The organism is Micromonospora sp. NPDC048947 (assembly GCF_040649495.1).
GTDB classification, from domain to species: Bacteria; Actinomycetota; Actinomycetes; order Mycobacteriales; family Micromonosporaceae; genus Micromonospora; species Micromonospora alfalfae.
Genome location: NZ_JBEZFO010000001.1, coordinates 159,558 through 182,225 on the forward strand (window position 1 = coordinate 159,558; position 22,668 = coordinate 182,225).

Genomic DNA, 22,668 nt, shown 5'->3' on the forward strand with positions numbered 1-22,668 from the left:
CGGCACCTCAGTGGGTGCCGGGCGCGGCGGGATCGGTCAGTGGATGACGACCGGCGTCCTGACCTGCTCGCCCTGCGGGTCGTCGAGCTGCGCCGGCTGACGCCGACGCGGCAGGAACGCCGCCGGGATGAGCGTGAGCACGACCAACGCGAACGCGACCCAGAACGTGCTGGCGAACGACTTGGCGGCGAAGTCGAGCCCGCGCTCGATGAGCGACGGGTCCACCGGCATCTGCTGAAGCAGCTCCGGCCGCTGCTGGGAGGCGATGGCCAGCCCGGCCTCGGTGACCGGCTTGCCGCTCTCGTCCACCAGGCCGGGGATCGGCCGAGAGCCGTTCAGCTCGTTGGTGAGGATCACCGACATCACGGCGGCGCCGACCGAGCCGCCGATCTGCTGGAGGATGTTGACCAGCGTCGAGCCGCGGGCCACCTCCTGCGCCTGCAACGTCCGCAACGCCGACGTCATGATCGGCATCATCGTGCCACCCATGCCCAGACCCATCACGAACAGCGACCCGCCGAGCAGCCAGTACGAGGTCTGCGGGTCGACCTGGGTGAAACCGAAGAACCCGACGACGATGAGACCCAGCGCGAACGGGACGGTACGCCCGATCGGCACCCGGTCGGCCAGCGTGCCGGCGATCGGCATGGTGATCATCGCGCCGATGCCCTGCGGGGCCATCAGCAGGCCGGCGGCCAGCGTCGACTCACCGCGCACCTGCAGGAAGTAGCTCGGGAACAGCAGGCCCGCGCCCATGAACGCGATGATGAACACGAACATCGTCACCGACGCGATGGTCAGACTGCGGTTGCGGAACAGCCGCAGGTCGAGCAGCGGGTGCCGGGGCTTGAACGAGTAGAGCACGAACGCCACCACCAGCGCGCCGCCGACCAGCATCGGGCCCCAGACCTTGGTCTCGGCGAAGGTGCCCGCCTCCGGCAGGGACGAGATGCCGTAGAGGAACAGGGCGAGACCCGGCGAGAGCATGAGCATGCCGACGAAGTCGAACGACTCGGACGGCTCGGGCGCGTCCTTCGGCAGCGCGACCTGCGCGTAGACCAGGGCGATCAGGCCGATCGGCAGGTTGATCAGGAAGATCCAGTGCCAGCTCGCGGTGTCGATCAGCCAACCACCGAGGATCGGGCCGCCGATCGGCCCCAGCAGCATCGGGATGCCGAGGACGGCCATCAACCGGCCGATCCGGTGCGGCCCGGCGGCCCGGGTCATGATGGTCATGCCCAGCGGCATGAGCATGCCGCCACCGAGGCCCTGCAGGACCCGGTAGCCGATCAGCTCGCCGATCGTGTCGGCCATGGCGCAGAGCCCCGACCCGATAGTGAACAGGGCCAGCGCCACCATGTAGAGCCGTTTGGTGCCGAACCGGTCCGCCGCCCACCCGCTGAGCGGGATCACTGTGGCGAGCGCGAGGGTGTAGGCGGTCATGGTCCAGGCCACGCGGGCGTAGGACGCGTCGAACTCGCTCTGGAATTTGGGCAGCGCCACGCTGACCACCGTCACGTCGAGGATCGACATGATCGCGCCAAGGACGACGACGCCCGCCACCTTGAGCACCGCAGCGTCGAGTTTGTCCGATGTCGCGATGGATTGCTGTGTCACTAACTCTCCTGAAGTCGATTGAGCCGGCCGACGGTGGGCGGTGGCGGCGATGCCGCGCCAACCGGGCGCGGGGGCGCGACGTGCCAGGACGACGACGCGCGGAGGAAGACTAACCGCCAGCTGTGACGATTCGCCGCCGGATTTCGTGACGGCCCGGCGTCGCATCCGAACGGCCGTACGACTGTGACTGGACGTCGGGGTGTCGATCAGACGGCAGAACCGCGAGCCGGCGGTTGGTCGCGGCCCGGATCAGCACGGCACCGGCCAACGCGGCACCGGCCAACGGTTGGCTGGCTGGCTGGCGACTACGCGATCACCGTCGTAACGATTGGCACGTCAACCACAGGCGCGGCGTGCGGCAGGACGGCCCCGCCCCGAGTGACTGGGTGAGAGTGGGGCGTGCCGAACCCTGGCCGCGCACCTCGCTTCGCCTCGGTGAACCGCACGGAAGTAGGGCGTACTGGGCTGGGCTGCTGGCACATGATCGTTGGACGCTGCCGGTGCTCACGTTCGTCGGTGGTAGTGGTTGCGGCGGGGGAGTTGTTCGGGGTCGAGCCAGGCAGGTGGCACGAATTCGGGGTGGCCGTCACCGGCGAGTCGCACGGTCCAGTCGCTGTGGTGCAGGTGTCGGTGGTGGTGGCCGCAGAGCAGCACGCTGTTGTCGAGGTTGGTGGTGCCACCGTCGGCCCAGTGGTGGATGTGGTGGGCGTGGCACCAGCGTGGTGGTCGGTCACAGCCGGGGAAGGCGCAGCCGCGGTCGCGCAGCACGAGGGCGCGTCGCACCGGCCCTGAGATGAGACGGCGTTGTCGGCCGACGTCGAGTGGTTGGCCGGTGCTGCTGAGGACGGCGGGGAGGATGGTGGCGTCGCAGGCAAGGCGGCGAACCGTTTCCGGGGTGAGGTGCAGGCCGGTGTCGAGGGTGCCAGTGCCCAACTGCCGGGTCAGTTCGTCGTAGGTGGCGGTGACGACGATCTGCGCGGGGTCGCCGCCGTGCTCGGGCAGCTCGCTGGTCCGCAGGGCGAGTCGGCAGATGTCGGCGAGGGCGTCGTGGCGGCGTTGCCCGGCGGACCGGGAGTCATCGGCGCCCGAGGGCGTGCTCAACGGGTCGATGGCGGCGCGGAACAGCCCGGCGGTTTCGGTATCGAGGATGCCGGTGAGTCGCAGGCGGCCGTCGGTCTGCTCGGAGAGGGTGAGGTGTCGGTCGCGGGTGGCCCGCCGTGCGTCAGCTTCGAGGGCGGCTCGGGCGGCGGCGTCGGCGAGGTCGGGGGCGACGTGGTCGAGGATGCGGGTGCCGAGTGTGCGCAGGTGGGTGGGGTCGAACTGCCCGGCCCAGTCGGTGAGCACACCGACGGCCTTGTCGGCCGCCTCGGGACCAGCGGTGGTCTGCACGGTGTTGACCGTGGAGGCGATGACCCGGGCCTGATCGAGGCTGATCTGCCCGTCGGCTAGCGCTTGTCGTACCCCTGGGTTGCCGGTGTCGAGGGCGGTGGCGAGGTCGACGAGACGGCGGGCGGCGGGGATGGTGAGGCGCAACCGTTCGCGCAGCCACACCGCGGTCGACGAGGCGCCCTGCGCGGTGGCGGTGCCGCGGCCGTCGAGCTCACGGATCAGGGCTAGCTTCACGGCGGCGAGGCGTTGCTCGAGGCGGTGCGCGGCGTCGAGCGCGGCGATCAGGTCGTGCTCGGTAAGGGCCCAGGTGGCGGCGTCGACGCAGGCGGCGACCGCGTCGTCTGCCTGCGCCAACTCCTCGACCATGACCCGAGACTAGAACAGGTGTACGACACTTTTCAGTCACCATGATCAATGCTCGATCGGCTCGGCCTGGGCGTCGGGGGCGTCGGCGCGGAGTCTCCGTTCGTCGGCCGGGCCCGCCGCCTTTGCCGCCGCATGAGCCGCCGCCGCAGACCGTGCCGGCGGGCAGGCGGGCAGGCCGCCCGTAACCTGAGCGCGGGCGAACGATCGGCAGCGAACCTAGTTGCCGCGTTTGCTGGCGTCGAGGGCTGCCTGCTCAACTCGCTGGCGGTAGTCCAGCCACCACGACTCGTCGGCCGGGTGCAGGTTGTCGTTCCTGGGCAGCAGCCCGGCCGTGCCGTCGATGAGTTCGCGCACGATGTCGGCGTGGCCCGCGTGCCGTTGTGTTTCCGCGATGACGTGGACCAGGACGTGGTGCAACGTGACCCCTGCACCGCCCCACCACGGCACGTGGCCTACCTCATCCAGTGTAAGGGCTTCGATCGTGGTGTCGGCGTGGGCGATCGCGCGACGGTACAGCGCGACGATCTCCTCACGGGTCTCATCCGCGGTTGCCCACATGTCGGCGTTGGCCTCCGCCCCGTCGCCGACGTACGGCAGTTCCTCTTCGAACGGTCGGCCGAACACGACGCCGAAGTAGAGGATCTCCATGGCCGCCGAGTGCTTCACCAGACCGAGCAGGTTGGTCGCGGTCGGGGTCAACGGACGCCGAATATCGTATTCGCCGAGCCCGTCGAGCTTCCACAGCAGCGACTCGCGGCCGCCCTTCAAGTAACTGTGCAGGTCCGCCTTCATCGCGGCACTATCGCATCCGGTCGGGCGTCGGCGTTGCCCCGCCTGCCTGCCGATCATGAGAATCCGGCTCCATTATTGACGGGTCCAACTCCAGCGCTACTTCGCCGGTGCGTGCGTGTTGAGCAGTGCCTCAAAGGCGGGGAACTGGGCTTGCGCGGCGGCGATCACCTCTGCGGTCGACCGTCGGGCGGAGGCGGCGTGCCGCTGTGCGATTGTCGTCAACGCTGCGATGGGCTCGGGCACGCGCTCGATGCCGTCGACCGTCTCGAGCGGGCCGACGCCGTTCGCCAACAGCCACAGATAGTCGCCAAGGTCGCGCGCGATGACGGTGCACTCGCCTTCAGAGCCCAAGAACACGACCGGTTGGCGGTCGAGAGGGTCGCCCGGGTTACGGCGCCAGAAGGCGACCAGACCACCGGTGCCGTCCTGACCGAAGGCGCGGAATGGAGGAGCGCCGGCCATAGGGTCGTTCGTCCAGTTCTGCCACCACTCCATCATCTCGCCCGACCACATGAACAGGTCGTACGGTTCGAAGTCATGCCCGCTGTGCTCGTGGAAGAACCCCGCCCTGTGCGCCTCGACGAGCACCGCAGGCAGCGCCAGGTCCTCATCCGTCATCGACGCAGTCTAGGTAGCGCCGATCGTGGAAGCCACCTGATCGCGGCGATCAGGACCAGGCTGGATCAGTAGAGGGACGCGCGTTTGGGCCAGGTCACGCCCCTACGCCGTGACCACCGGCACGACGGCGGTGAGCGCCCAGTCGTGCCCGATGTCGGCGGCCGCGCGCAGCAACCGCGGAAGGTGCTCCTCGCGCAGGGTCTCCAGCGAGGTCTCGGCGGCGTGCACTGTCACGTTGATGGCGGCGACGACCCGCCCGTCGCCGTCGCGTACGCCGGTGGCGACGGACCGGATGCCCGGGGCCAGGTCCTGGTCGGCGAGCGCCCAGCCCTTCGCCCGGACCTCGCGCAGCACGGCATCGAGGTCGCCCGGCGCGGGCTGCCAGCGCGGTGTGATGCCGGAGCGGCTGGGCTCGGCGAGAACGGTCGCCAGCGTGTCCGGTGGGAGGGCCGCGAGCAGCACCTTGCCCATCGACGTCGCCGGTGCCGGGAAGCGGGTGCCGATGGTGACGCCCAGGGTGACGATCTTGGGGACGGCCACCCGGGCGACGTAGACGATGTCGCTGCCGTCGAGCTGGGCCATCGAGGTCGACTCGTTGGTCTGCGCCACGAGCTTCTCCATGTGCGGCCGGGCCACGTCCCACATGTTCAGCGCGTTGATGTACGCCATCCCCAGCTCCAGGACGCGCGGGGTGAGGGTGTGACCGCGACCGACCGCGCGGACGTAGCCCAGCGATTCGAGCGTGATGAGGATGCGCCGGACGGTGGGGCGGGCCAGGCCGGTGGCGGTGGCGATCTCGCTGAGCGTCATCGAGGGGCAGGCCGGACGGAAGGAGCGCAGGACGTCGAGGCCACGGGCGAGAGCCTCGATGAAGTCGGGTCCGGCGCCCCTTCCGTTGTCACTCATGTCCTTAATGCTTCCATTGCGCCGACCCGGCGTCCCACTCGGTGTACTGGTACGGGTTCTCCAGGATCGCGGTCTCGGGGATGTCCGGGTTCATTCCCCGCTGCCACGCCTGCTCCCCCATCGTCTCGCGCAGGTGGTCGATGGTCGCTGCCACAGTGGCCCGCGCGGCGGCGAGGTCGACGCCGACGAGGCGGCCGTCGCGCTTCACGACCCGGCCGCCCACCAGCACTGTGTGCACGTCGGCACGCTGGGCCTGGAAGACGACGTGACCGTGCGGGTTCAGGATCGGGAACATCGCCGGCGAGGCGTCGTTCTTGATCAGCACGACGTCGGCCTGGCGGCCGGGGGTGAGCGCGCCGATCGTGGCGTCCATGCCGAGCGCACGGGCGCCACCCCGGGTGGCCCACTCGACGACCTGCTCGGCGCGCAGGTGGCAGTGGGTGATGGTTTCCTGCTTGGCGTGCGCCTCCAGGTGCTCCCGGGAGCGGTCCGCGCCGAGCGTGCTGCGCATCGCGGAGAAGAGGTCGCCGCTCCACCACACGCTGGTGTCCATCGACAGTGACACCGGGATGTCGTGGTGGCGCAACTGCCAGGTGGGTGGGTAGCCCTGGCCGGCGCTCTGCTCACTCTCGGTCGAGACGGAGACCGAGCCGCCGGTCGCGGCGATCCGGTTGTACGAGTCCTGGGTGAGCGTCGCCGCGTGCACGTAGACGTTCGACGGGGTCATGAACCCGTTCTCGTGCATCAGCCGGATGCCGTCGTCGTTGGTGGCACCCCACACGCCCGCGTGGGTGGTCACCGCGGCGCCCAACTCCCGGGCCACCTCGAACGCGGCCCGTTCCGGGAAGGCGGGGTCGCCGGTGACGTCGAACGCCAACTGGAAGCCGGCCAGCTTGCCACCGTCGATGCGGCGGCGGTGGAAGTCGCGGAACTCCGGCGAGGTGGCCCACTCCCACGGCCCCTGCTGGATGTTGCCGTAGGCGAGCACGAACCGTCCGTCGACCGCCTCCAGGGCGTCCACTGCGGCGTCGGCATGCTCGGGTGTCTGCAACCCGTGCGACCAGTCGACAGTGGTGGTGACGCCGGCGTCGATCGCCTCGATCGCGCCGAGCAGGTTGCCGGCGTAGACGTCCTCGGGCCGGAACAGCTTGCCCGACTCGAGGTAGTACCAGACGAAGTACTGGGTCAGGGTCCAGTCGGCGCCGTACCCGCGCATCGCGGTCTGCCACAGGTGCCGGTGGGTGTCGACCATGCCGGGCATGAGGATGCCGTCGGTGGCGTCGATCTCCAGGGCGTCGTCGGGTGCGGTGAGGCCGACACCGACCTGCGCGATCCGGCCGCCGACGACCAGCACGTCGGCACCGGGCAGCACCGTGCGCGCGTCGTCCATGGTGAGAACCAGGCCGTTACGGAAGACCACCGGCCGGTCGGTTGCGCTCATTCGCCACCCATTCCTTTCGGAGTACGAGGGGAATCCGGACCGTTGTCCGCTGTGCGGCCAGCCCGAGTGGCGCAAGTGTGGTCCCGACCACTAAGCGTGTCAAGAGTGTGGCCCTGTTCGATAAAAGCACCGTTGACACGCACGGTGCGGTATCGCAAGCTGTCCCGGCGGACAGGTGTCCGCAGAACGGGCGGAAACATGGTGCAGCACTCGACAGGCCCACTGGCCGGCCTGCTCGTCGCGGACTTCTCCCGGATCCTCGCCGGGCCCTACGCGACGATGCTCCTGGCCGACCTGGGCGCCCAGGTGATCAAAGTGGAGAGCCCCGGTGGCGACGACACCCGCACCTGGATGCCGCCCACCCGCGAGGGGGTCTCGACGTACTACCTCGGCATCAACCGCAACAAACGGTCGATCGCCCTGGACCTCAGGAAACCCGACGACCTGGCCGCCGCGCAGGAGTTGGCCCGCCGCGCCGACGTGCTGATCGAGAACTTTCGGCCCGGTGGCCTCGCCCGGTTCGGCCTCGACTACGACACCGTGGCCGCGCACAACGACAAGATCGTGTACGCGAGCATCAGCGGCTTCGGCACCGGCGCCGGTAAGGACTTTCCCGGCTACGACCTCATGGTGCAGGCCATCTCGGGCCTGATGAGCCTCACCGGCGACCCGGACGGCTCGCCGTACCGGGCTGGCATCTCCGTCTTCGACGTGATGGCCGGGCTGCACGCCAGCATCGGCATCCTCGCCGCGCTGTACCACCGTGGCGAGACCGGACGAGGCCAGCACGTCGAGGTCAACCTGCTCAGTTCGGCACTGTCCGGGTTGGTCAACCACTCCAGCGGCTACGTCGCCGGCGGCACCGTCCCGTTCCGGATGGGCAACGCGCACCCCAGCCTCTTCCCGTACGAGCCACTGCCCACCGCCGACGGCGAGCTGATCGTCATCGCCGGCAACGACGGGCAGTTCCGCAAGCTCTGCCAGGTGCTCGACCTGCCCGACCTGCCGGACGACACGCGCTTCGGCCGCAACCAGGACCGCACGGCCAACCGCGAACAGTTGCGGCCCCTGCTTGTCGAACGCCTTGCCAGGCGGACAACTGAGGAGTGGTTTCGGGACCTGCTCGCCGCCGGCGTCCCGTGCGCGCCGATCAACACCATCGACGGTGGTGTGGCGCTCGCCGAGGAACTGGGGCTCGACCCGGTCGTCACCGTCGGAGACGTGCCCGGTGTCCGCAACCCCATCACCTTCTCCGACACCCCGGCCCGGTACGAGCTGCCACCGCCGGGGCTCGACGAACACGGCGAGGAGATCCGCGCGTGGCTGAAGAACTGAGCTTCCCCACCGGGATCGGCACCTCCGACCCGACCACCATCTCGTTGCTCGGACAGGACCTGGCCGCCGACCTGATGGGCACTGTGGGCTTCGGCGAACTGGCGTACTGGCTGGTCGCCGGCCGCCGTCCCACCCCGGGTGAGGTACGGGTCTTCGAGGCGGTGCTGGTGGCCCTCGCCGACCACGGCTTCACCCCGACGGCGATCGCCGCCCGGCTGACGTACCTGTCCGCGCCCGAGTCGTTGCAGGGCGCGCTCGCCGCCGGCCTGCTCGGCGGCGGCTCCCGCTTCCTCGGCGTCACCGAGGACTGTGGACGCTTCCTCGCCGACACGCTCACCCAGGCCGGCGAGGTGACCGACTACGACGCGGTGGCGCTCGACGCGGTCACCCGGGCCAAGCGGGAGCGTCGACTGGTCCCCGGGCTCGGGCACCCCGTGCACAAGGAGCAGGACCCGCGCACCCCAGTGCTGATCAGGATCGCCACCGAGGAGGGTCTGCACGGCCCGCACCTGCTGCTGTTCGAGGCGATCGGACGCGTACACCCGCAGGTGCTCGGCCGCACCCTGCCGCTCAACGGCGCCGGCGTCTGCGGGGCGGCCCTCGCCGACCTCGGGCTCCCGGTCGAGATGCTGCGCGGTTTCGCCCTGCTGGCCCGCGCGGCGGGGCTGCTCGGGCACCTCGCCGAGGAGCGACGACGACCGCTCGGCATGGACATCTACCGCACCGTCGACCGCAACGCCGTCTACGAACCCTGATCCCCTCCTCCACCCCCGAAAGGAGTGGGAATGGCCTCCATCGTCGCGGTCATCGCCTCCACCCACCACCCCTTCTACTACCGGGCCAGCACCGCCACCGGCGAGGATCGGCCACCGTTCGCCGACGAGTGGACCCATAAGATCCTGGCGTTCCGGGAGACGTTGACCCGAGCCCGACCCGATGTGCTGGTGATGGTCGGCTCGGACCACTTCCACCAGCTCTGGCTGGACAACATGCCGCAGTTCCTGGTCGGCAAGGCGCCCCACTACGACGCCAACTGGTACAACGAGGAGCGCGAGTTCGGGCTGCCCCGGATGCTACTCAGGGGCCAGGAGGACCTGTCCGGGCACATCCTGCGGGCCGGGCTCGACGCCGGCTTCGACCTCGCGTTCAGCAACGAGCTGCGCATCGACCACAGCATCACCTGCCCGATCATCACGCTGCGGCCCGAGGCCGACCTGCCGATCGTGCCGATCTACACCAACATCTTCGCGCCACCGTTGCCGCAGCCGAAGCGCTTCGTCCAGCTCGGCCAGAGCATCCGCGACATCGTCGAGTCGTGGCCATCGCACCTGCGGGTGGCCGTCATCGGCACCGGTCACCTCTCGCTGGAGCTGGGTGGCCCCCGGCAGTTCGGCCCGCACGGCCCGGACCCGGAGTTCGACAGGCGGGCCGTCGAGTGGATCGCCAACGGCGACCTGGACGAGTGCCTGCGCGAGGTCACCCTGGACAGCCTGCACTCACCGGGCAACGCCACCCACGGCTTCATGGACTTCATGCTGATGATGGGCGTGGCCGGCGCCGGGGTGAAGGCCGACTACGTGGACACCCTCGATCTGTTCCACACCATGGAGGCGTACTTCACCTGGTACCCGAACGGAGCGCCGACGGCATGAGCAGATACCTGCTGAACAAGTTCCTCTTCACCGTCGACCGGGACCCGGAGCTGGTCGAGCGCTACCGCAGCGAGCCGCGTGAGCTGGTCGCCTGGTGGGAAACCGAACGCGCCAACGCCGTGCTGAACTGCCACACCGGCGAGGCGAGCACCTGGCTGCGCTTCGACGACGTGGAGCGCGAGGCGCTGGCCACCCACGACCACGTGAAGCTCTTCGAGTTGGGCGCGCACCCGTTCCTCACCCTGACCCTCTTCATCGCCCTCTTCGAACGGGACAACACCGAGCCGCTGGAATACCAGAAGTCCTACGGCGCGCGGCTTGCCCACTTCTCAATGCCCTACCCGGACATCGCGTCGTGATCCGCGCGGCAGTGCTCACCGCCTGCGGCACCGTCCCGGCGATCACCGAACGGCCGACGCCCGTGCCGGCCGACGGTGCGGTGGCGGTCACCGTCGAGGCCGTGCCGATCACCCCGCTGGACGTGCTCTGCGCCAGCGGCACCAGCTACTTCGGCCCGCCGAGCACGCCGTACGTGCCGGGTGTGCAGGGGGTCGGTCGGCTCGCCGACGGCACCGCCGTCTGGTTCGGCACGTCGGCCGGGATGCGTTCCGGTGTGGACGGCAGCATGGCGAGCACCGTCACCGTGCCGACCGCCGACGTGGTGGCGCTGCCGGCCGGCGTACCGCTGACACTGCTCGCCGCCCTCGGTCTCTCCGCGGTGGCCGCGCACGCGGCGCTGACCCAGGCCGGCGGCCTGGCGGCGGGCGAACAGGTCGTCGTGCTCGGGGCCGGGGGCGTGGTGGGCCAGGCCGCCGTCCAACTCGCCCTGCTCGGCGGCGCCCGCCGGGTCATCGCCGTGGCCCGGTCGGCCGCGGCACGGGCCCGCGCCCTGGAGTTCGGCGCCGCCGTCGCCCTCCCACTGCTCCCCGACGACGATGTCGCCTCGATGGCCGACCGGCTGCGCGACGCCGCCGACGGGCCGGTCGACCTCGTCCTCGACCCGGTCTTCGGTGTCCCGGCCGCGGCGGCGCTGCGGGTGCTGCGTCCCGGTGGGCGACTGGTCAACCTGGGCAGCGCCGCCGGCGCGACCGCCCCCATCGAGTCCGCCGTGCTGCGCAGCGGGGCACTGCGGATGATCGGCTACACCAACAACGGGTTGTCCACCGCCGAGCGGGCCGCGGCGCTGACAGTGGTGGCCGTGCACGCGGCGGCCGGCCGGCTCACCGTCGACCACGAGATCGTGCCGTTCGACGCCATCGCTGACGCCTGGGCCCGGCAGGACGCGGGCACCACCGCCGGCCGGATCGTCCTCGCGCTCTGAGCGGGCCGGGCCCCAGCCAAGGATCGCGGGACCCTGGATAAACCGCACCTGGTTGGGGTTCGGCAGCGGTGCGACGGTCGGTCCATGACACCTTCCACCTACACCGTCACCGGCCACTGGATCGGCGGCGAGACCGTCACCAGCTCCGCCGGCACCCTTCCCGTGGTGAACCCGGCCACCGGCGAGGTCGTCGCCGAGACCCCGGCCGGCACCGCCGCCGACGTCGAGCGCGCCGTCGCCGCCGCCCGAGCCACCTTCCCGGCCTGGTCGGCGACCACCCCGCAACACCGGGCGGCCGTGCTGCGCCGCCTCGGCGCCGGCCTCGCCGCCCGCACGGAGGAGATCGCCCAGGCGATCACCGCCGAGATGGGCTCGCCGATCGGCATGTCCCGGACCGCCCAGGTCGCGTTCCCGGCCGCCGTGGTCGAGTCAATCGCCGGCCTGGCAGACGACTTCGCCTGGACCGAGGAGGTCGGCAACTCGCTGATCGTCCGCGAGCCGATCGGCGTGGTCGGCGCGATCACGCCGTGGAACTTCCCGCTTCAGCAGATCGTCTCCAAGCTGGCGCCGGCATTGCTCGCCGGCAACACGATCGTCTTCAAGCCGTCCGAGAACGCCCCGCTGACCGCGCGCGTTCTCGCCGAGGTCGCCGCCGAGGCCGGCGTACCTGCGGGTGTCTTCAACGTCGTCTACGGCACCGGCGCGACCGTCGGCGAGGCGATCTCCGCCCACCCGGACATCGACATGATCTCCTTCACCGGCTCCACCCGGGCGGGTCAGCGGATCTCCGCGGTGGCCGCGGCGACCGTCAAGCGGGTCGCGCTGGAGCTGGGCGGCAAGGGCGCGAACATCATCCTCGACGACGCCGACCTGCCCACCGCTGTCGAGCGGGGCCTGATGATGGCGTTGGGCAACGGCGGTCAGGTCTGCGGCGCGTGGCCGCGGATGCTGGTGCCCGCCGCCCGCCAGGACGAGGTCGTGGCCCTGGCCGTCGAGGCAGCGAAGCAGTACACCGTCGGCGACCCTGGCGACGAGGCCACCCGCATCGGCCCGATGGCGTCCGAGGCCCACCGGCAGAAGGTCGTCGGTTACATCGAGCGGGGCATCACCGACGGCGCCCGGCTCGTGTTCGGCGGCCCGCAGCGGCCCGAGGGGCTGACCGTCGGGGCCTACGTCCAGCCGACGATCTTCGCCGACGTCGACCCGGCCTCCGCTATCGCCCAGGAGGAGATCTTCGGCCCGGTGCTGACGATCATCCCCTACACCGACGAGGAGGAGGCGGTGGCCATCGCCAACGGCACGCTGTACGGCCTGACCAGCGGCGTCTTCGGTGAGCCGGAGCACGCCCTTGCCGTCGCCCGCCGGCTGCGCGTGGGCCAGGTCGACGTGAACGCGGGCCACTGGAACCCACTCGCCCCGTTCGGCGGCTACAAGCACTCCGGCAACGGCCGCGAGTTCGGCCGGATGGGCCTCGAAGAGTTCCTGGAAACCAAGTCCATCCAGCGCTAACCCCCTACCCCCCACCCCACCCCACCCCTTGTCCCCGCCGATCTTGCACTTTCGGTCGTCGGTATGAGGCGAAATGCACCTCATGTACCGACAGAAACTGCAAGATCGCGAAAGCAGAGGGGTGGGGTGGGGGTGGGGGAACACGGGGTTGGGGGTGTGCTGTTGCGCTCGATGTGCCGGGGCGTTGTCCGGCACCTGCCGATCGGAGACATCGTGGACCGCGCCCAGCTCGCCAGCTTCCTGCGCACCCGCCGCGAGGCGCTCCAGCCCGAGGACGTCGGGCTGCCGCGGGGTCCGCGCCGGCGCACCGGAGGGCTACGGCGTGAGGAAGTCGCCACGTTGAGCGGGATGTCCACCGACTACTACAGCCGGTTGGAGCAGCAGCGCGGGCCGCACCCCTCGGAGCAGATGCTCGCCGCCCTGGCCCGGGGCCTGCGGCTCTCCCTCGCCGAACGTGATCACCTGTTCCAGCTCGCCGGTCACGCCGTTCCGCGCCGCGCGGTGCGGGCCGACCACGTGAACCCGGGAATGATGCGCATCCTCGACCGGATGCACGACACCCCGGCCCAGGTGGTGAACCACCTCGGCGAGACCCTGGCGCAGACCGCGCCGGCCGTCGCCCTGCTCGGTGACGAGACCCGGTACACCGGGTTGGCGCGCAGCGCGCACCACCGCTGGTTCACCGACCCAAGGGCCCGGCAACTGCACCCGGCGCAGGATCACCAGACGCAGAGTCGCCTGCTCGTGGCGCACCTGCACGCGGCGTACACCCGCGACGGGCGCGGCTCACGGGCCGCCGCGCTCGTCGACGACCTGCTGGCCAGGAGCCCGGAATTCGCGCAGCTGTGGCGGGAGCACCCGGTGCCGGCCGGCTACTGCCCGCCCAAGCACTTCGTGCACCCGGAGGTCGGGGCGTTGGAGCTGCACTGTCAGACACTTGTGGATCCCGACCAGTCACAGACACTGCTGGTCTTCACCGCCGTGCCCGGGTCGCCAAGCGACGAGAAGCTGCGCCTGCTCGCCGTCATCGGCGGCCAGCTCGTCTGACCGCTGTCAGCTCGGGCGGGGGTAGCGGGCTGGGCTGACGCCCAGGTAGCGCCGAAAGTGGCGGGTCAGGTGCGCCTGGTCGAAGAACCCGGCCGCGACGGCGGTCTCGACAGGCCGCTGCCCGGCGAGGAGCAGGCGACGAGCCAGCTCGACCCGACGGCCGGTCAGGTACGTGTGTGGTGGCACGCCGTGCACCTGGGTGAACGTTCGAACCAGGTGGGTCGGGTGGGCGTGCAGCAGCTCCGCGGCCTCTCCCAGCGTGATGCCCTCGACGGTCCGGGCGTCCAGCAGCTCCCGCAGTCGCACCGCGAGGCTGCGTCCAGGAGGCTGGCCACCGGCCGGGGAACGCTGGCGGAGTTGGCGGCGTAGCCGGTCCAGGATGAACGCGAGCCGGCTCTCGGCCTCGAACTCGTCGCCGGGTGTGGTGAGCACCTGGTGCAGGTGGTGGACCCGGTCGCGCAGCTGCGGATCGGCCAGGTCCGGCTCGTCGACAGCGCGCCCGACCAGCTCCGCGTCGAGCGCCGAGGTGTCGAGGTACAGGACCCGCTTGCGGAAGCCGTCCGGGGTGGCGGAGCTGCCGTCGTGCGGCACGTACGGCGGCAGGAGGGTGACCGACGTGCGCAGCGCGCCGTGCCGGTGCCGGTCCAGGTCGAAGCGGACAGCGCCGTCGTCGACGATCAACAGCGTCCACACCTGGTGGATGTGCCGGGGGTAGGCGTGGTCGACGAAATGGGCGTGGAAGACCTCGGCGACCCCGGCTACCGCGGGTCGCCACGCGCTGACGTGCGAGCCCGCCGGGCGGGTGGCCACGCTAAGAACGTACAAGACCGGTAGGCGTCGGGGCGGGCAGGCTCGACGCCATGACCGAACCGATCCGCTTTCCCACCAAGATCGCCGTGCTGCTCCGCAACGACCTGGCGAGCTGGCAACGGCTGAACGTCACCGCCTTCCTGGTCAGCGGCATCGCGAGCACGCTGCCGGAGTTGGTCGGCGAGGAGTACCGCGACGCCGACGGCACCAGCTACCTGCCGATGTTCGGTCAGCCGGTACTGATCTTCGCCGGGGACCGGGCCACATTGGTCGGCGCGCACTCGCGCGCCCTCGCCCGTGGCCTACGGCTGGCGATCTTCACCTCCGAGCTGTTCGCCACCGGCAACGACCGGGACAACCGCGCCGCCGTCCAGGCGGTCGGACGCGAGAAGCTCGACCTGGTGGGCCTGGCGCTGCACGCGCCGCGCAACGTGGTGGACAAGGTGCTCAAGGGTGCGTCCATGCACCCGTAACGGCATCCGTGGCGACGAAGACATTGATATCGGTGTGTATGGCTGTAATAATTAACACACTTTACAGTTGTTTCGCCGCCCCGGAAGGACCCCCACATGGCGCGACGATTGGCCGGGCTCCCGCCCCGCCGCCCCCGCATCAGACTGACCTCCGCGCTCGCCGCGGCCCTGCTCGCCGTACCGACCGGCCTGGTCGTCGGCGCATCGCCAGCGATGGCGGCCACGACAGGCCCCATCACCGGGTACGGCGGCAAGTGCGTCGACGTGGCCGCCGCGAACCCGGCCAACAACACGCCGGTGCAGCTCTTCACCTGCAACGGCTCCACAGCGCAACAGTGGACGGTGGCCGACGACGGCACGATCCGGGCGCTGGGCAAGTGCCTTGACATCGCCGCCGCCAGCACCGCCAACGGTGCCCGGGTGCAGATCTACGACTGCAACGGCACCGGAGCGCAGCAGTGGTCGCCCAGCGCCGGGCAACTGGTCAACCCGACATCGGGCAAGTGCCTCGACGCGACCGGCCCCAGCTCGGCCGACGGCACCCCGCTACAGCTCTGGAGCTGCACCGGCACCGCCAACCAGACCTGGACGCTGCCCACCGGCGGCGGCACCACACCACCGCCCTCTGGTGGTTTCACCCACCCCGGCGTGCTGGTCAGCAAAGGCCAGCTCGACTTCGTCCGCGGCCGGGTGCAGGCCGGCGCGCAGCCGTGGGCGGCGGCCCACAACCAGATGATGAGCAGCCGGTACGCCTCCCTGTCGCGCACCCCGGCGCCCCGTTCGGTGGTCGAGTGTGGTTCCTACTCCAACCCGAACAACGGCTGCACCGACGAGCGGGAGGACGCGATCGCGGCGTACACCGACGCGCTCGCCTGGTACATCACCGGGGACGCCCGGTACGCGCAGAAGTCCATCCAGATCATGGACGCCTGGTCGGCCACCATCACCGCGCACACCGGCAGCAATGCTCCCCTGCAGACCGGCTGGGCCGCCTCGGTCTGGCCCCGGGCGGCCGAGATCATCAAGTACACGTACACGAGTTGGCCCAACGCCAACCGCTTCGCCACCATGCTGCGCAACGTCTACCTGCCGATGGTGCGCAACGGATCGAACAGCAACGGCAACTGGGAGCTGACGATGATGGAGGCCACCGTCGGCATCGCGGTGTTCCTCGACGACCGGGCCGTGTACGACGCGGCGACCACCCGCTTCCTCAACCGCGCCCGGGCCTTCGTCTACCTGCCCAGCGACGGCGCGTTGCCGTACACGATGCCCGGCAGCGGCCTGGACACCAGCGCGGAGATCATCGGCTACTGGCAGGGCCAGTCCACCTTCGTCGCCGGCCTCGCCCAGGAGACCTGCCGCGACTTCGTCCACACCGGGTACGGGATCTCCGCCATCTCGCACGTAGCGGAGACCTCCCGGATCCAGGGACGGGACCTGTACCCGCAGGTCGGTGAACGGCTGCGTCAGGCGCTGGGCTTCCACTCGCGCTACCAGCTCGGCGAGGCGCCGCCCTCCTGGCTCTGCGGTGGCAGCCTCACCCGGGGCCTCGGACCGATCACCGAGGTCGGCTTCAACGCGATGAGCACCCGGTTGGGCAACGTCATGACCAACACCCAGACCCTCACGCTGCAACAACGTCCGGCCGGCACCAACAACCTCTTCGTTGCCTGGGAAACGCTGACCCACGCCAACAACCCCAACTGATCCAGGCCGCCGTGGGGTGGCGCCGAACGTACGGCGTCACCCCACGGCGGGGGAAAGTTGTGGGCCCCCCCAGACCCCCCCCCCCGTCCCGGCGGGGGGGGGGGGGGGGGCCCCCGCCCCCCCCCCCCCCACGGCGGTGCTCAGTTGTCGGCCCCCAGTGCCACCACCGGGCTGACCCGCGACGCCCGACGGGCCGGCAGCACCCCGGCCAGCGCGGTCAACCCGACCAGCACCACGAAGAGCCCGGCCAGCGGCAGCAGCGGCGTGGTCAGCGGCGCCTCGATCCCGAGGGTCTGGACCGCCAACCAGGCGTACGGAATGCCGAGCACCAGGCCGATGGTCGCGCCGATCACCCCGTACAGGCCCGACTCGACGGTCAGCATGGTGCGTAGGCCGGTCCGGGACAGCCCGATCGCCCGGAGCAAGCCGGACTCGCGTACCCGCTCCACCACCGAGAGCGCGGTGGTGGAGCCCACGCCGACCACCGCGATCAGGACGGTCAGGCTGACCAGACCGACGGCGATCCAGATCAGGGTGCGCACCAACGCGTCGTTGCGGTCCCGTTCGTCGGCGAGCACCGCCAGGCCAACCCCGTCGCTGCCCCCGATCGCCTGCCGCAGCGCCCGTACGCCGACGGTGCGACCGTCCTCGCCGGCACCGGCCGCGTCGGCCAGCAGACCGGTGTACGCGGTCGGCACACCGAGCCGGTCCAGGTCGGCCGGATCGGCGAGGATGCCCGCGTGCAGCGGCCCGTCACCGGGCAGGACGGCGGCCACCCGCACGTCGACAGTGCCGGTGGCGACGGCGAGCGTAACCGTGTCGCCGGCCCGCAGACCCGCGTCCCGCGCGACCCAGCTGTTGAGCACGATCCGGCCGGGGCCACGATCGGTCAGGGTGCCCTGGGCCACGTCCAGGGCACCGGTGCTCGGCAACGCCGCCAGGTCCAGGTCGCTGGTCGGATAACCGGACTCGACGTCGCCGAGCTTGTCCGCGCCGCGCAGCAGCCGGGCGTCGTCGACCATCCGGTACGGCACCACCCTCGCCAGCGCGCCGTGTGCCGCCTCGGCCCGGGTCACCACGGCCGGCGGGAGCGTTCCACCGTTGCTGGTGACCTCGAAGTCGGACGGGGCCGAGAGCGCCATCTCGCGGTCGGCGAGGATCTGCAACGACGCGCCGCCGATGACCACCCCGGAGATCAGTGTCACGCCCAGCGCGACCACGACGGAGACCGCGGCGGCCCGGCGCGGCGCCCCGCCGATCCCCCCGACCGACATCCGCCCGAGCGGCCCGAGCTGACGCAGCGGCCAACCCACCACGGCCAGCACCGGACGCACCAGTAGCGGGCCGAGGGCCACCAGCGCGAAGAACGCCAACCCGCCGGACCCGACGAGCATGAGCAGTGGCATCGACGGGTCGTAGTCCGACTGCTCCGGCTTCGGCAACTGACTGATCGTTCCGACCGCGGCCAGGATCGCGCCGACGGCCAGGAGCAGCCCGAGGACCAGACGCAGAGCGCCGATGCCGCGCCGGCCGGCGGTGGTGCTCGCCGCGCGCAGCGCCTCCAGCGGCGAGACCCGGGCGGCGGAGAGCGCCGGTGCCAGCACGGCCAGCACGGTGATCACGACGGCGCCGATCACCACAGCGACCGCAGCCGCCAGTGGCAGGCCCGGTGAGGAGACGGCGTGGCCGGTGGCGCGCAGGATCGCCGGCAGCGCGTAACCGAGGGTGAGGGCGCTGGCGACCCCGACGACGCCGGCGACCAACCCGGTCAGGGCTCCCTCTGCGGTCAGCGCACCCACCAGTGTGCCCCGACTCGCGCCGACCGCCCGCAGCAGCGCGAGCTGCCGCATCCGCTGCGCGAAGACGATGCGGAAGGTCGAGGTGACCACCAGTGCCGCCGCGACGACCGCGATGGAGACGAACATGCCGACCAGGATGAAGAGTCTGCCGACCTGTTGGGCCGCCGCCTGAGCCTCGGTCTCGCGCACCTCGGCGCCGGAGCGGATCGGCTGGCCGGCGACCGCGGCGGTCACCCGTTGGCGTACGGCCTCGGCCGAGCTGCCGGGGGCCACCCGCAGGTCGATGCGCTCCACGGCCGTCAGGCGCGCCCAGGCGATCACGGCGCTGTCCGGGGCGTACGCGTCGTAACCGGCGTCGGCGCCGGTCTCCACCATGCCGGTCACTGTGAGCGGGGCGGGCGTGGTGAGTTCACCGCCGGTGCCGCTGGTGGTGGTGCCCACCGAGAGCCCGAGCCGTTCGGCGGTACGCGGGGTGATCGCGATCTCGCCGGGCTGGTCTGGGTAGCTGCCCTCGATCACCCGGACCGTGGTCAGCGGACCGGTGCCCGGATCGGACTGGAGGTTGAGGTACCCCTCTCCGATGGAGACCCCGGTAGCCACCCGGGCCACCGCCTCGGCCACCCCGGGCACGGCCCGGACCTGCCGCACGTCGGTCACTGTGGGTGGCGGCACGCCGGGGGTGCCGATCACCAGATCGGTGACGGCCGGGGTGCCGCTGAGGTTGTCCCGCACTGTCCGTTCGGTGATCTGTTGCACCAGCACGGTGCCGAAGACGACGAACGACGCGACCAGGATCGCCAGGCCGGTCAGGATCATCCGGCCGGGCCGCCGCGCCGCGGCTGTCGTCTGGGTACGCAGCACCGTCGCCCTCATCGGCGGGCCGCCAGGTCACGCAGGGCGTCGGTGACCGACACCTGGTCCGGCTTGTCGATCTCGCCGGCCAGCCGGCCGTCGGCCAGCAGCACCACCCGGTCGGCGTACGCGGCGGCGATCGGGTCGTGGGTGACCATGACGACGGTCTGGCCGAGGTCGCGTACCGAGTCGCGCAGGATGGTGAGCACCTCCGCCCCGGAGCGGGAGTCGAGGTTGCCGGTCGGCTCGTCGGCGAAGACCACCTCGGGCCGGGCCACCAGCGCCCGGGCCAACGCCACCCGCTGCTGCTGGCCGCCGGACAGCTCGCTGGGCCGGTGGTTCAGGCGGTCGCCGAGGCCCAGCACCCGCACCAGGTGGGCGAGGAGTTCAGCGTCGGGCTGCCGACCGGCGAGGTCCAGCGGCAGCGTGATGTTCTGCGCGGCGGTGAGCTGCGGCAGCAGGTTGAAGGACTGGAAGACGAACCCGATCCGCTCCCGGCGTACCCGGGTCAGCGTCCGGTCCGACTGGCCGGTCAGCTCCGTGCCGCCGAGCAGGACGCGACCGGAGGTGGCGGTGTCGAGGCCGGCGAGGCAGTGCATCAGTGTCGACTTGCCGGACCCGGACGAGCCCATGATCGCGGTGAACTCGGCCCGGCCGAAGCCGACCGAGACCCCGTCCAGGGCACGGACGGCGGTGTCGCCGCTGCCGTACACCTTCACCAGGTTGACCGCGGCGACCGCGGCGTGGCTGGTCTCCGGCGGGGCGTGGGTTGTCATCGTTCCTCCAGTGGCTGCGTGGTGACCCGGACAGCGTCGCCGCGACCGGCGGGTGGGCGCATCGGCCCGGGGCCGGGTATCGCCGTCGTCGGGTCTGCCTTTTGGCCGATCTGCCACCTCCGTCCGGTTGGCTACGCTGGGTCATCATGAGCGCGCCGGATCTTCGACGTTTCTGGGTACGCCTGGCCCAGACGGCCGGGCTGGTGGCCTTCGGCCTGCTCGCCTTCTTCGACTTCGCGGCCAGCACGGCGGATGAACGAAGCCTCGCCGCTCTCGTGCTCCTGCTGGTGCCGGTGGGGTTGGCGGTGGCGACCGTGCCACTCTGGCTGCCAGTGCACCGGCCGGGTTCCCGGCGGCTGCCGGTGGCCGCGCTGGCCCTCGCCACCGCCTCACTGGCCGTGACCGCGGGGGTGGTGCTCGTCTCCGGAGGCGGCGGCCTCCTGCCCGCCCGCACCTGGGGGCTCGCCGAGTCGGCCGGGCTGATCGGCGTGGTCTTCGTGGTGAGCCGTTGGGGCGCGGCCCGGCTCGCCCCGTGGGCGGCGGCGGCCGCCGGGCTCGCCGTCGCCGCGATGCCACTGCGCGTCGGCACCGAGAACCTGCTGGTGATCTTCGGCCTGCTCCAGGTGCTCGCCGCGGCCGGCGCCGCCGGGGTGGGGCTCTACCTACGGATCATGGCAGCCGGCCGGGAGCGGGCCATCGCGCTGGTCCGCGCCGAGCAGCGTGCCGAGTTCGCCAGGGACCTGCACGACTTCATCGCCCACCACGTCACCGGCATCGTGGTGCAGGCGCAGGGCGCCCGGTTCGTCGCCGAGCAGGACCCGCGGCGGGTGATCGTCGCCCTGGAGCAGATCGAGCGGGCCGGCGCGGAGACGATGGCCTCGATGCGGCGGATGGTCGGCATCCTGCGCAACCCGGACGCCCCACCGGACGCGCCGCTGGCGCCACTGGCCGGGGTGACCGAACTGGAGCCGCTGCTGACCGGGTTCAACGGCGCGGCGAACGCGCCGGCACGACTGCACGTCGACGGCGACCTGAACGGACTGCCGGTGGAGGTGTCGACGTCGGCGTACCGGGTGGTGATGGAGGGGCTGACCAACACCCGCCAGCACGCGCCGGATGCGCGGTCAGTGGACGTGGCGGTACGGCGTACCCCGGACTGGCTGCTGGTCCGGGTCGCCGACGACGGCACGTCGCCGCGGACAGCGCCGGCCCGGGGGCACGGCTTCGGCCTGATCGGCCTCACCGAGCGGGTACGCGCCCTCGGCGGCACGATCACCGCCGGGCCCGGCGTCGCCGGTGGCTGGGTGCTCGACGCGGCGTTCCCGCTGCAAGCGGTGGTGGCCCGGTGATCCGGGTACTGATCGCCGATGACCAGGCCATGGTCCGGACCGGCTTCGGCATGATCATTGGCGCCCAGTCGGACATGGAGGTGGTCGGCGAGGCCGCCGATGGCGTCCAGGCCGTCGAGCTGGCCCGACGACTGCGCCCGGACGTGGTGCTGCTGGACATCCGGATGCCCCGCCTCGACGGTCTTGAGGCACTGCGGCTGCTGGCGGGGCCGGGCGTCGCCGACCCGATCCGGGTGGTCGTCGTGACGACCTTCGACCTCGACGAGTACGTGCACACCGCGCTCTCCAACGGCGCGTGCGGTTTCCTGCTCAAGGACTCCGGCCCGGCTCTGCTGGTGGAGGCGGTCCGCGCGGCCGTGTCCGGCGACGCGCTGATCAGCCCTTCGATCACGGTACGGCTGTTGGAGCACCTCAGCTCGCCCGCTCCGGCGCGCGACGACGGTGGCCTGTCCCCACGGGAACTCGACGTCGTGAAGCTCGTCGCCCGCGGCCTGACGAACGCCGAGATCGCCACTCAGCTCTTCATCGCCGTGGGCACCGTCAAGACCCACCTGGCGAGCGTGCAGATGAAGCTCAAGGCCCGCAACCGGGTCGAGATCGCCGCCTGGGCCTGGGAACGCCGCCTCGTCGGCTAGGTCGTGCGGCGGCTCGCGGGCGGCGGCTCGCGGGCGGCTTGATGTCTTTGTTCGTTGCCTTTGGAGCTGATGTCGTGAACGAATCAGCGGCACCGGCGGTCACCGATGTCGCAGACGATTCAACTCGAAAGGCAACGACCGCCACACCGTCCACCAGCCCTGGGGTGACCGGCGTGCCAAGGTCGGCGTCCGAATCCGACGGGGCATCCTGCCGAGCAACAGTGACCTAGTATCGATGTGGATGAATTGGTGGAGTGGTGGACGACCGGAG

The 22,668-nt window shown here is 71.1% G+C and carries 20 protein-coding genes; 11 read left to right on the forward strand and 9 right to left on the reverse strand.

The genetic code is table 11. The annotated features are described in order from the left end of the window. Positions 1–36: 36 nt before the first annotated feature. The 6 genes from AB0B98_RS00750 to AB0B98_RS00775 all read right to left on the reverse strand — a co-directional run bounded on the left by AB0B98_RS00750 (position 37) and on the right by AB0B98_RS00775 (position 7,129). The gene (locus tag AB0B98_RS00750; protein ID WP_357359645.1) at positions 37–1,617 is read right to left on the reverse strand and encodes a DHA2 family efflux MFS transporter permease subunit; all 1,581 of its coding nucleotides are present in this window, start codon (positions 1,615–1,617) and stop codon (positions 37–39) included. Between the two features lie 504 nt (positions 1,618–2,121). Next, positions 2,122–3,372, reverse strand: a complete 1,251-nt coding sequence (locus AB0B98_RS00755; RefSeq protein ID WP_357359647.1) for a DUF222 domain-containing protein — start codon at positions 3,370–3,372, stop codon at positions 2,122–2,124. Between the two features lie 216 nt (positions 3,373–3,588). Continuing rightward, positions 3,589–4,164, reverse strand: a complete 576-nt coding sequence (locus AB0B98_RS00760) for a DinB family protein (RefSeq protein WP_357359649.1) — start codon at positions 4,162–4,164, stop codon at positions 3,589–3,591. 96 nt (positions 4,165–4,260) lie between these two features. After that, a complete protein-coding gene (locus AB0B98_RS00765) occupies positions 4,261–4,782 on the reverse strand; it encodes an SMI1/KNR4 family protein (RefSeq protein ID WP_357359651.1) in 522 nt (173 codons plus the stop codon). 102 nt (positions 4,783–4,884) lie between these two features. Further along, positions 4,885–5,688, reverse strand: coding sequence for an IclR family transcriptional regulator C-terminal domain-containing protein (locus tag AB0B98_RS00770; RefSeq protein WP_357359653.1), 804 nt, complete (start codon positions 5,686–5,688; stop codon positions 4,885–4,887). Between the two features lie 4 nt (positions 5,689–5,692). Then, on the reverse strand, positions 5,693–7,129 hold the full coding sequence (locus AB0B98_RS00775; RefSeq protein WP_238669406.1) for an amidohydrolase family protein: 1,437 nt from the start codon (positions 7,127–7,129) through the stop codon (positions 5,693–5,695). Between the two features lie 198 nt (positions 7,130–7,327). Here AB0B98_RS00775 and AB0B98_RS00780 point away from each other — a divergent pair, with 198 nt between their 5' ends. The 7 genes from AB0B98_RS00780 (at position 7,328) to AB0B98_RS00810 (ending at position 13,993) form a co-directional block, all read left to right on the forward strand. Next, complete coding sequence (locus tag AB0B98_RS00780) at positions 7,328–8,464, forward strand: CoA transferase (protein WP_357359656.1); 1,137 nt, start codon at positions 7,328–7,330, stop codon at positions 8,462–8,464. After that, a complete protein-coding gene (locus tag AB0B98_RS00785; protein ID WP_238669408.1) occupies positions 8,449–9,219 on the forward strand; it encodes a citryl-CoA lyase in 771 nt (256 codons plus the stop codon). The genes AB0B98_RS00780 and AB0B98_RS00785 overlap by 16 nt, the downstream gene beginning before the upstream one ends. Positions 9,220–9,249: 30 nt before the next feature. After that, positions 9,250–10,116, forward strand: coding sequence for an extradiol ring-cleavage dioxygenase (locus AB0B98_RS00790; protein ID WP_357359658.1), 867 nt, complete (start codon positions 9,250–9,252; stop codon positions 10,114–10,116). Then, positions 10,113–10,475 (forward strand): hypothetical protein, encoded by a 363-nt coding sequence (locus AB0B98_RS00795; protein ID WP_357359660.1) that lies wholly within the window; start codon positions 10,113–10,115, stop codon positions 10,473–10,475. Before AB0B98_RS00790 ends, AB0B98_RS00795 begins: the two co-directional genes overlap by 4 nt. Beyond that, positions 10,472–11,437 carry a zinc-binding alcohol dehydrogenase family protein gene (locus tag AB0B98_RS00800; protein WP_357359662.1) on the forward strand — a complete coding sequence of 322 codons (966 nt, stop codon included), beginning with the start codon at positions 10,472–10,474 and terminating at the stop codon, positions 11,435–11,437. The genes AB0B98_RS00795 and AB0B98_RS00800 overlap by 4 nt, the downstream gene beginning before the upstream one ends. Positions 11,438–11,521: 84 nt before the next feature. Beyond that, positions 11,522–12,946 (forward strand): aldehyde dehydrogenase family protein, encoded by a 1,425-nt coding sequence (locus AB0B98_RS00805; protein WP_357359664.1) that lies wholly within the window; start codon positions 11,522–11,524, stop codon positions 12,944–12,946. 213 nt (positions 12,947–13,159) lie between these two features. Beyond that, positions 13,160–13,993 carry a helix-turn-helix transcriptional regulator gene (locus tag AB0B98_RS00810; protein ID WP_357359666.1) on the forward strand — a complete coding sequence of 278 codons (834 nt, stop codon included), beginning with the start codon at positions 13,160–13,162 and terminating at the stop codon, positions 13,991–13,993. Positions 13,994–13,999: 6 nt separating this feature from the next. Here AB0B98_RS00810 and AB0B98_RS00815 read toward each other — a convergent pair whose 3' ends face one another. Next, positions 14,000–14,803 (reverse strand): AraC family transcriptional regulator, encoded by an 804-nt coding sequence (locus AB0B98_RS00815; RefSeq protein ID WP_357359668.1) that lies wholly within the window; start codon positions 14,801–14,803, stop codon positions 14,000–14,002. 50 nt (positions 14,804–14,853) lie between these two features. Here AB0B98_RS00815 and AB0B98_RS00820 point away from each other — a divergent pair, with 50 nt between their 5' ends. Together AB0B98_RS00820 and AB0B98_RS00825 are read left to right on the forward strand one after the other, a co-directional pair. Continuing rightward, entirely contained in the window at positions 14,854–15,276 is a 423-nt protein-coding gene (locus AB0B98_RS00820; protein WP_357359670.1) for a DUF2000 domain-containing protein, read from the forward strand. A gap of 96 nt (positions 15,277–15,372) precedes the next feature. Then, complete coding sequence (locus AB0B98_RS00825) at positions 15,373–16,986, forward strand: ricin-type beta-trefoil lectin domain protein (RefSeq protein WP_357359672.1); 1,614 nt, start codon at positions 15,373–15,375, stop codon at positions 16,984–16,986. A gap of 140 nt (positions 16,987–17,126) precedes the next feature. Here the strand turns inward: AB0B98_RS00825 and AB0B98_RS00830 are convergent, their stop codons facing one another. Together AB0B98_RS00830 and AB0B98_RS00835 are read right to left on the reverse strand one after the other, a co-directional pair. Next, a complete protein-coding gene (locus AB0B98_RS00830) occupies positions 17,127–19,658 on the reverse strand; it encodes an ABC transporter permease (protein ID WP_357359674.1) in 2,532 nt (843 codons plus the stop codon). Continuing rightward, a complete protein-coding gene (locus AB0B98_RS00835) occupies positions 19,655–20,413 on the reverse strand; it encodes an ABC transporter ATP-binding protein (RefSeq protein WP_357359676.1) in 759 nt (252 codons plus the stop codon). Before AB0B98_RS00835 ends, AB0B98_RS00830 begins: the two co-directional genes overlap by 4 nt. Before the next feature lie 146 nt (positions 20,414–20,559). Between AB0B98_RS00835 and AB0B98_RS00840 the strand changes: the two genes are divergently transcribed. Together AB0B98_RS00840 and AB0B98_RS00845 are read left to right on the forward strand one after the other, a co-directional pair. Next, positions 20,560–21,762, forward strand: a complete 1,203-nt coding sequence (locus tag AB0B98_RS00840; RefSeq protein ID WP_357359678.1) for a histidine kinase — start codon at positions 20,560–20,562, stop codon at positions 21,760–21,762. Continuing rightward, the gene (locus AB0B98_RS00845; RefSeq protein ID WP_091399091.1) at positions 21,759–22,397 is read left to right on the forward strand and encodes a response regulator transcription factor; all 639 of its coding nucleotides are present in this window, start codon (positions 21,759–21,761) and stop codon (positions 22,395–22,397) included. The genes AB0B98_RS00840 and AB0B98_RS00845 overlap by 4 nt, the downstream gene beginning before the upstream one ends. Positions 22,398–22,668: the final 271 nt, after the last annotated feature.

Excerpts from the sequence above, each read along its gene's own strand:
- AB0B98_RS00755 (WP_357359647.1), bottom strand. The coding sequence starts at position 3,372 with ATGGTCGAGGAGTTGGCGCAGGCAGACGACGCGGTCGCCGCCTGCGTC.
- AB0B98_RS00760 (WP_357359649.1), bottom strand. The coding sequence starts at position 4,164 with ATGAAGGCGGACCTGCACAGTTACTTGAAGGGCGGCCGCGAGTCGCTG.
- AB0B98_RS00765 (WP_357359651.1), bottom strand. The coding sequence starts at position 4,782 with ATGACGGATGAGGACCTGGCGCTGCCTGCGGTGCTCGTCGAGGCGCAC.
- AB0B98_RS00770 (WP_357359653.1), bottom strand. The coding sequence starts at position 5,688 with ATGAGTGACAACGGAAGGGGCGCCGGACCCGACTTCATCGAGGCTCTC.
- AB0B98_RS00775 (WP_238669406.1), bottom strand. The coding sequence starts at position 7,129 with ATGAGCGCAACCGACCGGCCGGTGGTCTTCCGTAACGGCCTGGTTCTC.
- AB0B98_RS00780 (WP_357359656.1), top strand. The coding sequence starts at position 7,328 with ATGGTGCAGCACTCGACAGGCCCACTGGCCGGCCTGCTCGTCGCGGAC.
- AB0B98_RS00790 (WP_357359658.1), top strand. The coding sequence starts at position 9,250 with ATGGCCTCCATCGTCGCGGTCATCGCCTCCACCCACCACCCCTTCTAC.
- AB0B98_RS00795 (WP_357359660.1), top strand. The coding sequence starts at position 10,113 with ATGAGCAGATACCTGCTGAACAAGTTCCTCTTCACCGTCGACCGGGAC.
- AB0B98_RS00805 (WP_357359664.1), top strand. The coding sequence starts at position 11,522 with ATGACACCTTCCACCTACACCGTCACCGGCCACTGGATCGGCGGCGAG.
- AB0B98_RS00820 (WP_357359670.1), top strand. The coding sequence starts at position 14,854 with ATGACCGAACCGATCCGCTTTCCCACCAAGATCGCCGTGCTGCTCCGC.
- AB0B98_RS00825 (WP_357359672.1), top strand. The coding sequence starts at position 15,373 with ATGGCGCGACGATTGGCCGGGCTCCCGCCCCGCCGCCCCCGCATCAGA.
- AB0B98_RS00830 (WP_357359674.1), bottom strand. The coding sequence starts at position 19,658 with ATGAGGGCGACGGTGCTGCGTACCCAGACGACAGCCGCGGCGCGGCGG.
- AB0B98_RS00835 (WP_357359676.1), bottom strand. The coding sequence starts at position 20,413 with ATGACAACCCACGCCCCGCCGGAGACCAGCCACGCCGCGGTCGCCGCG.
- AB0B98_RS00840 (WP_357359678.1), top strand. The coding sequence starts at position 20,560 with ATGAGCGCGCCGGATCTTCGACGTTTCTGGGTACGCCTGGCCCAGACG.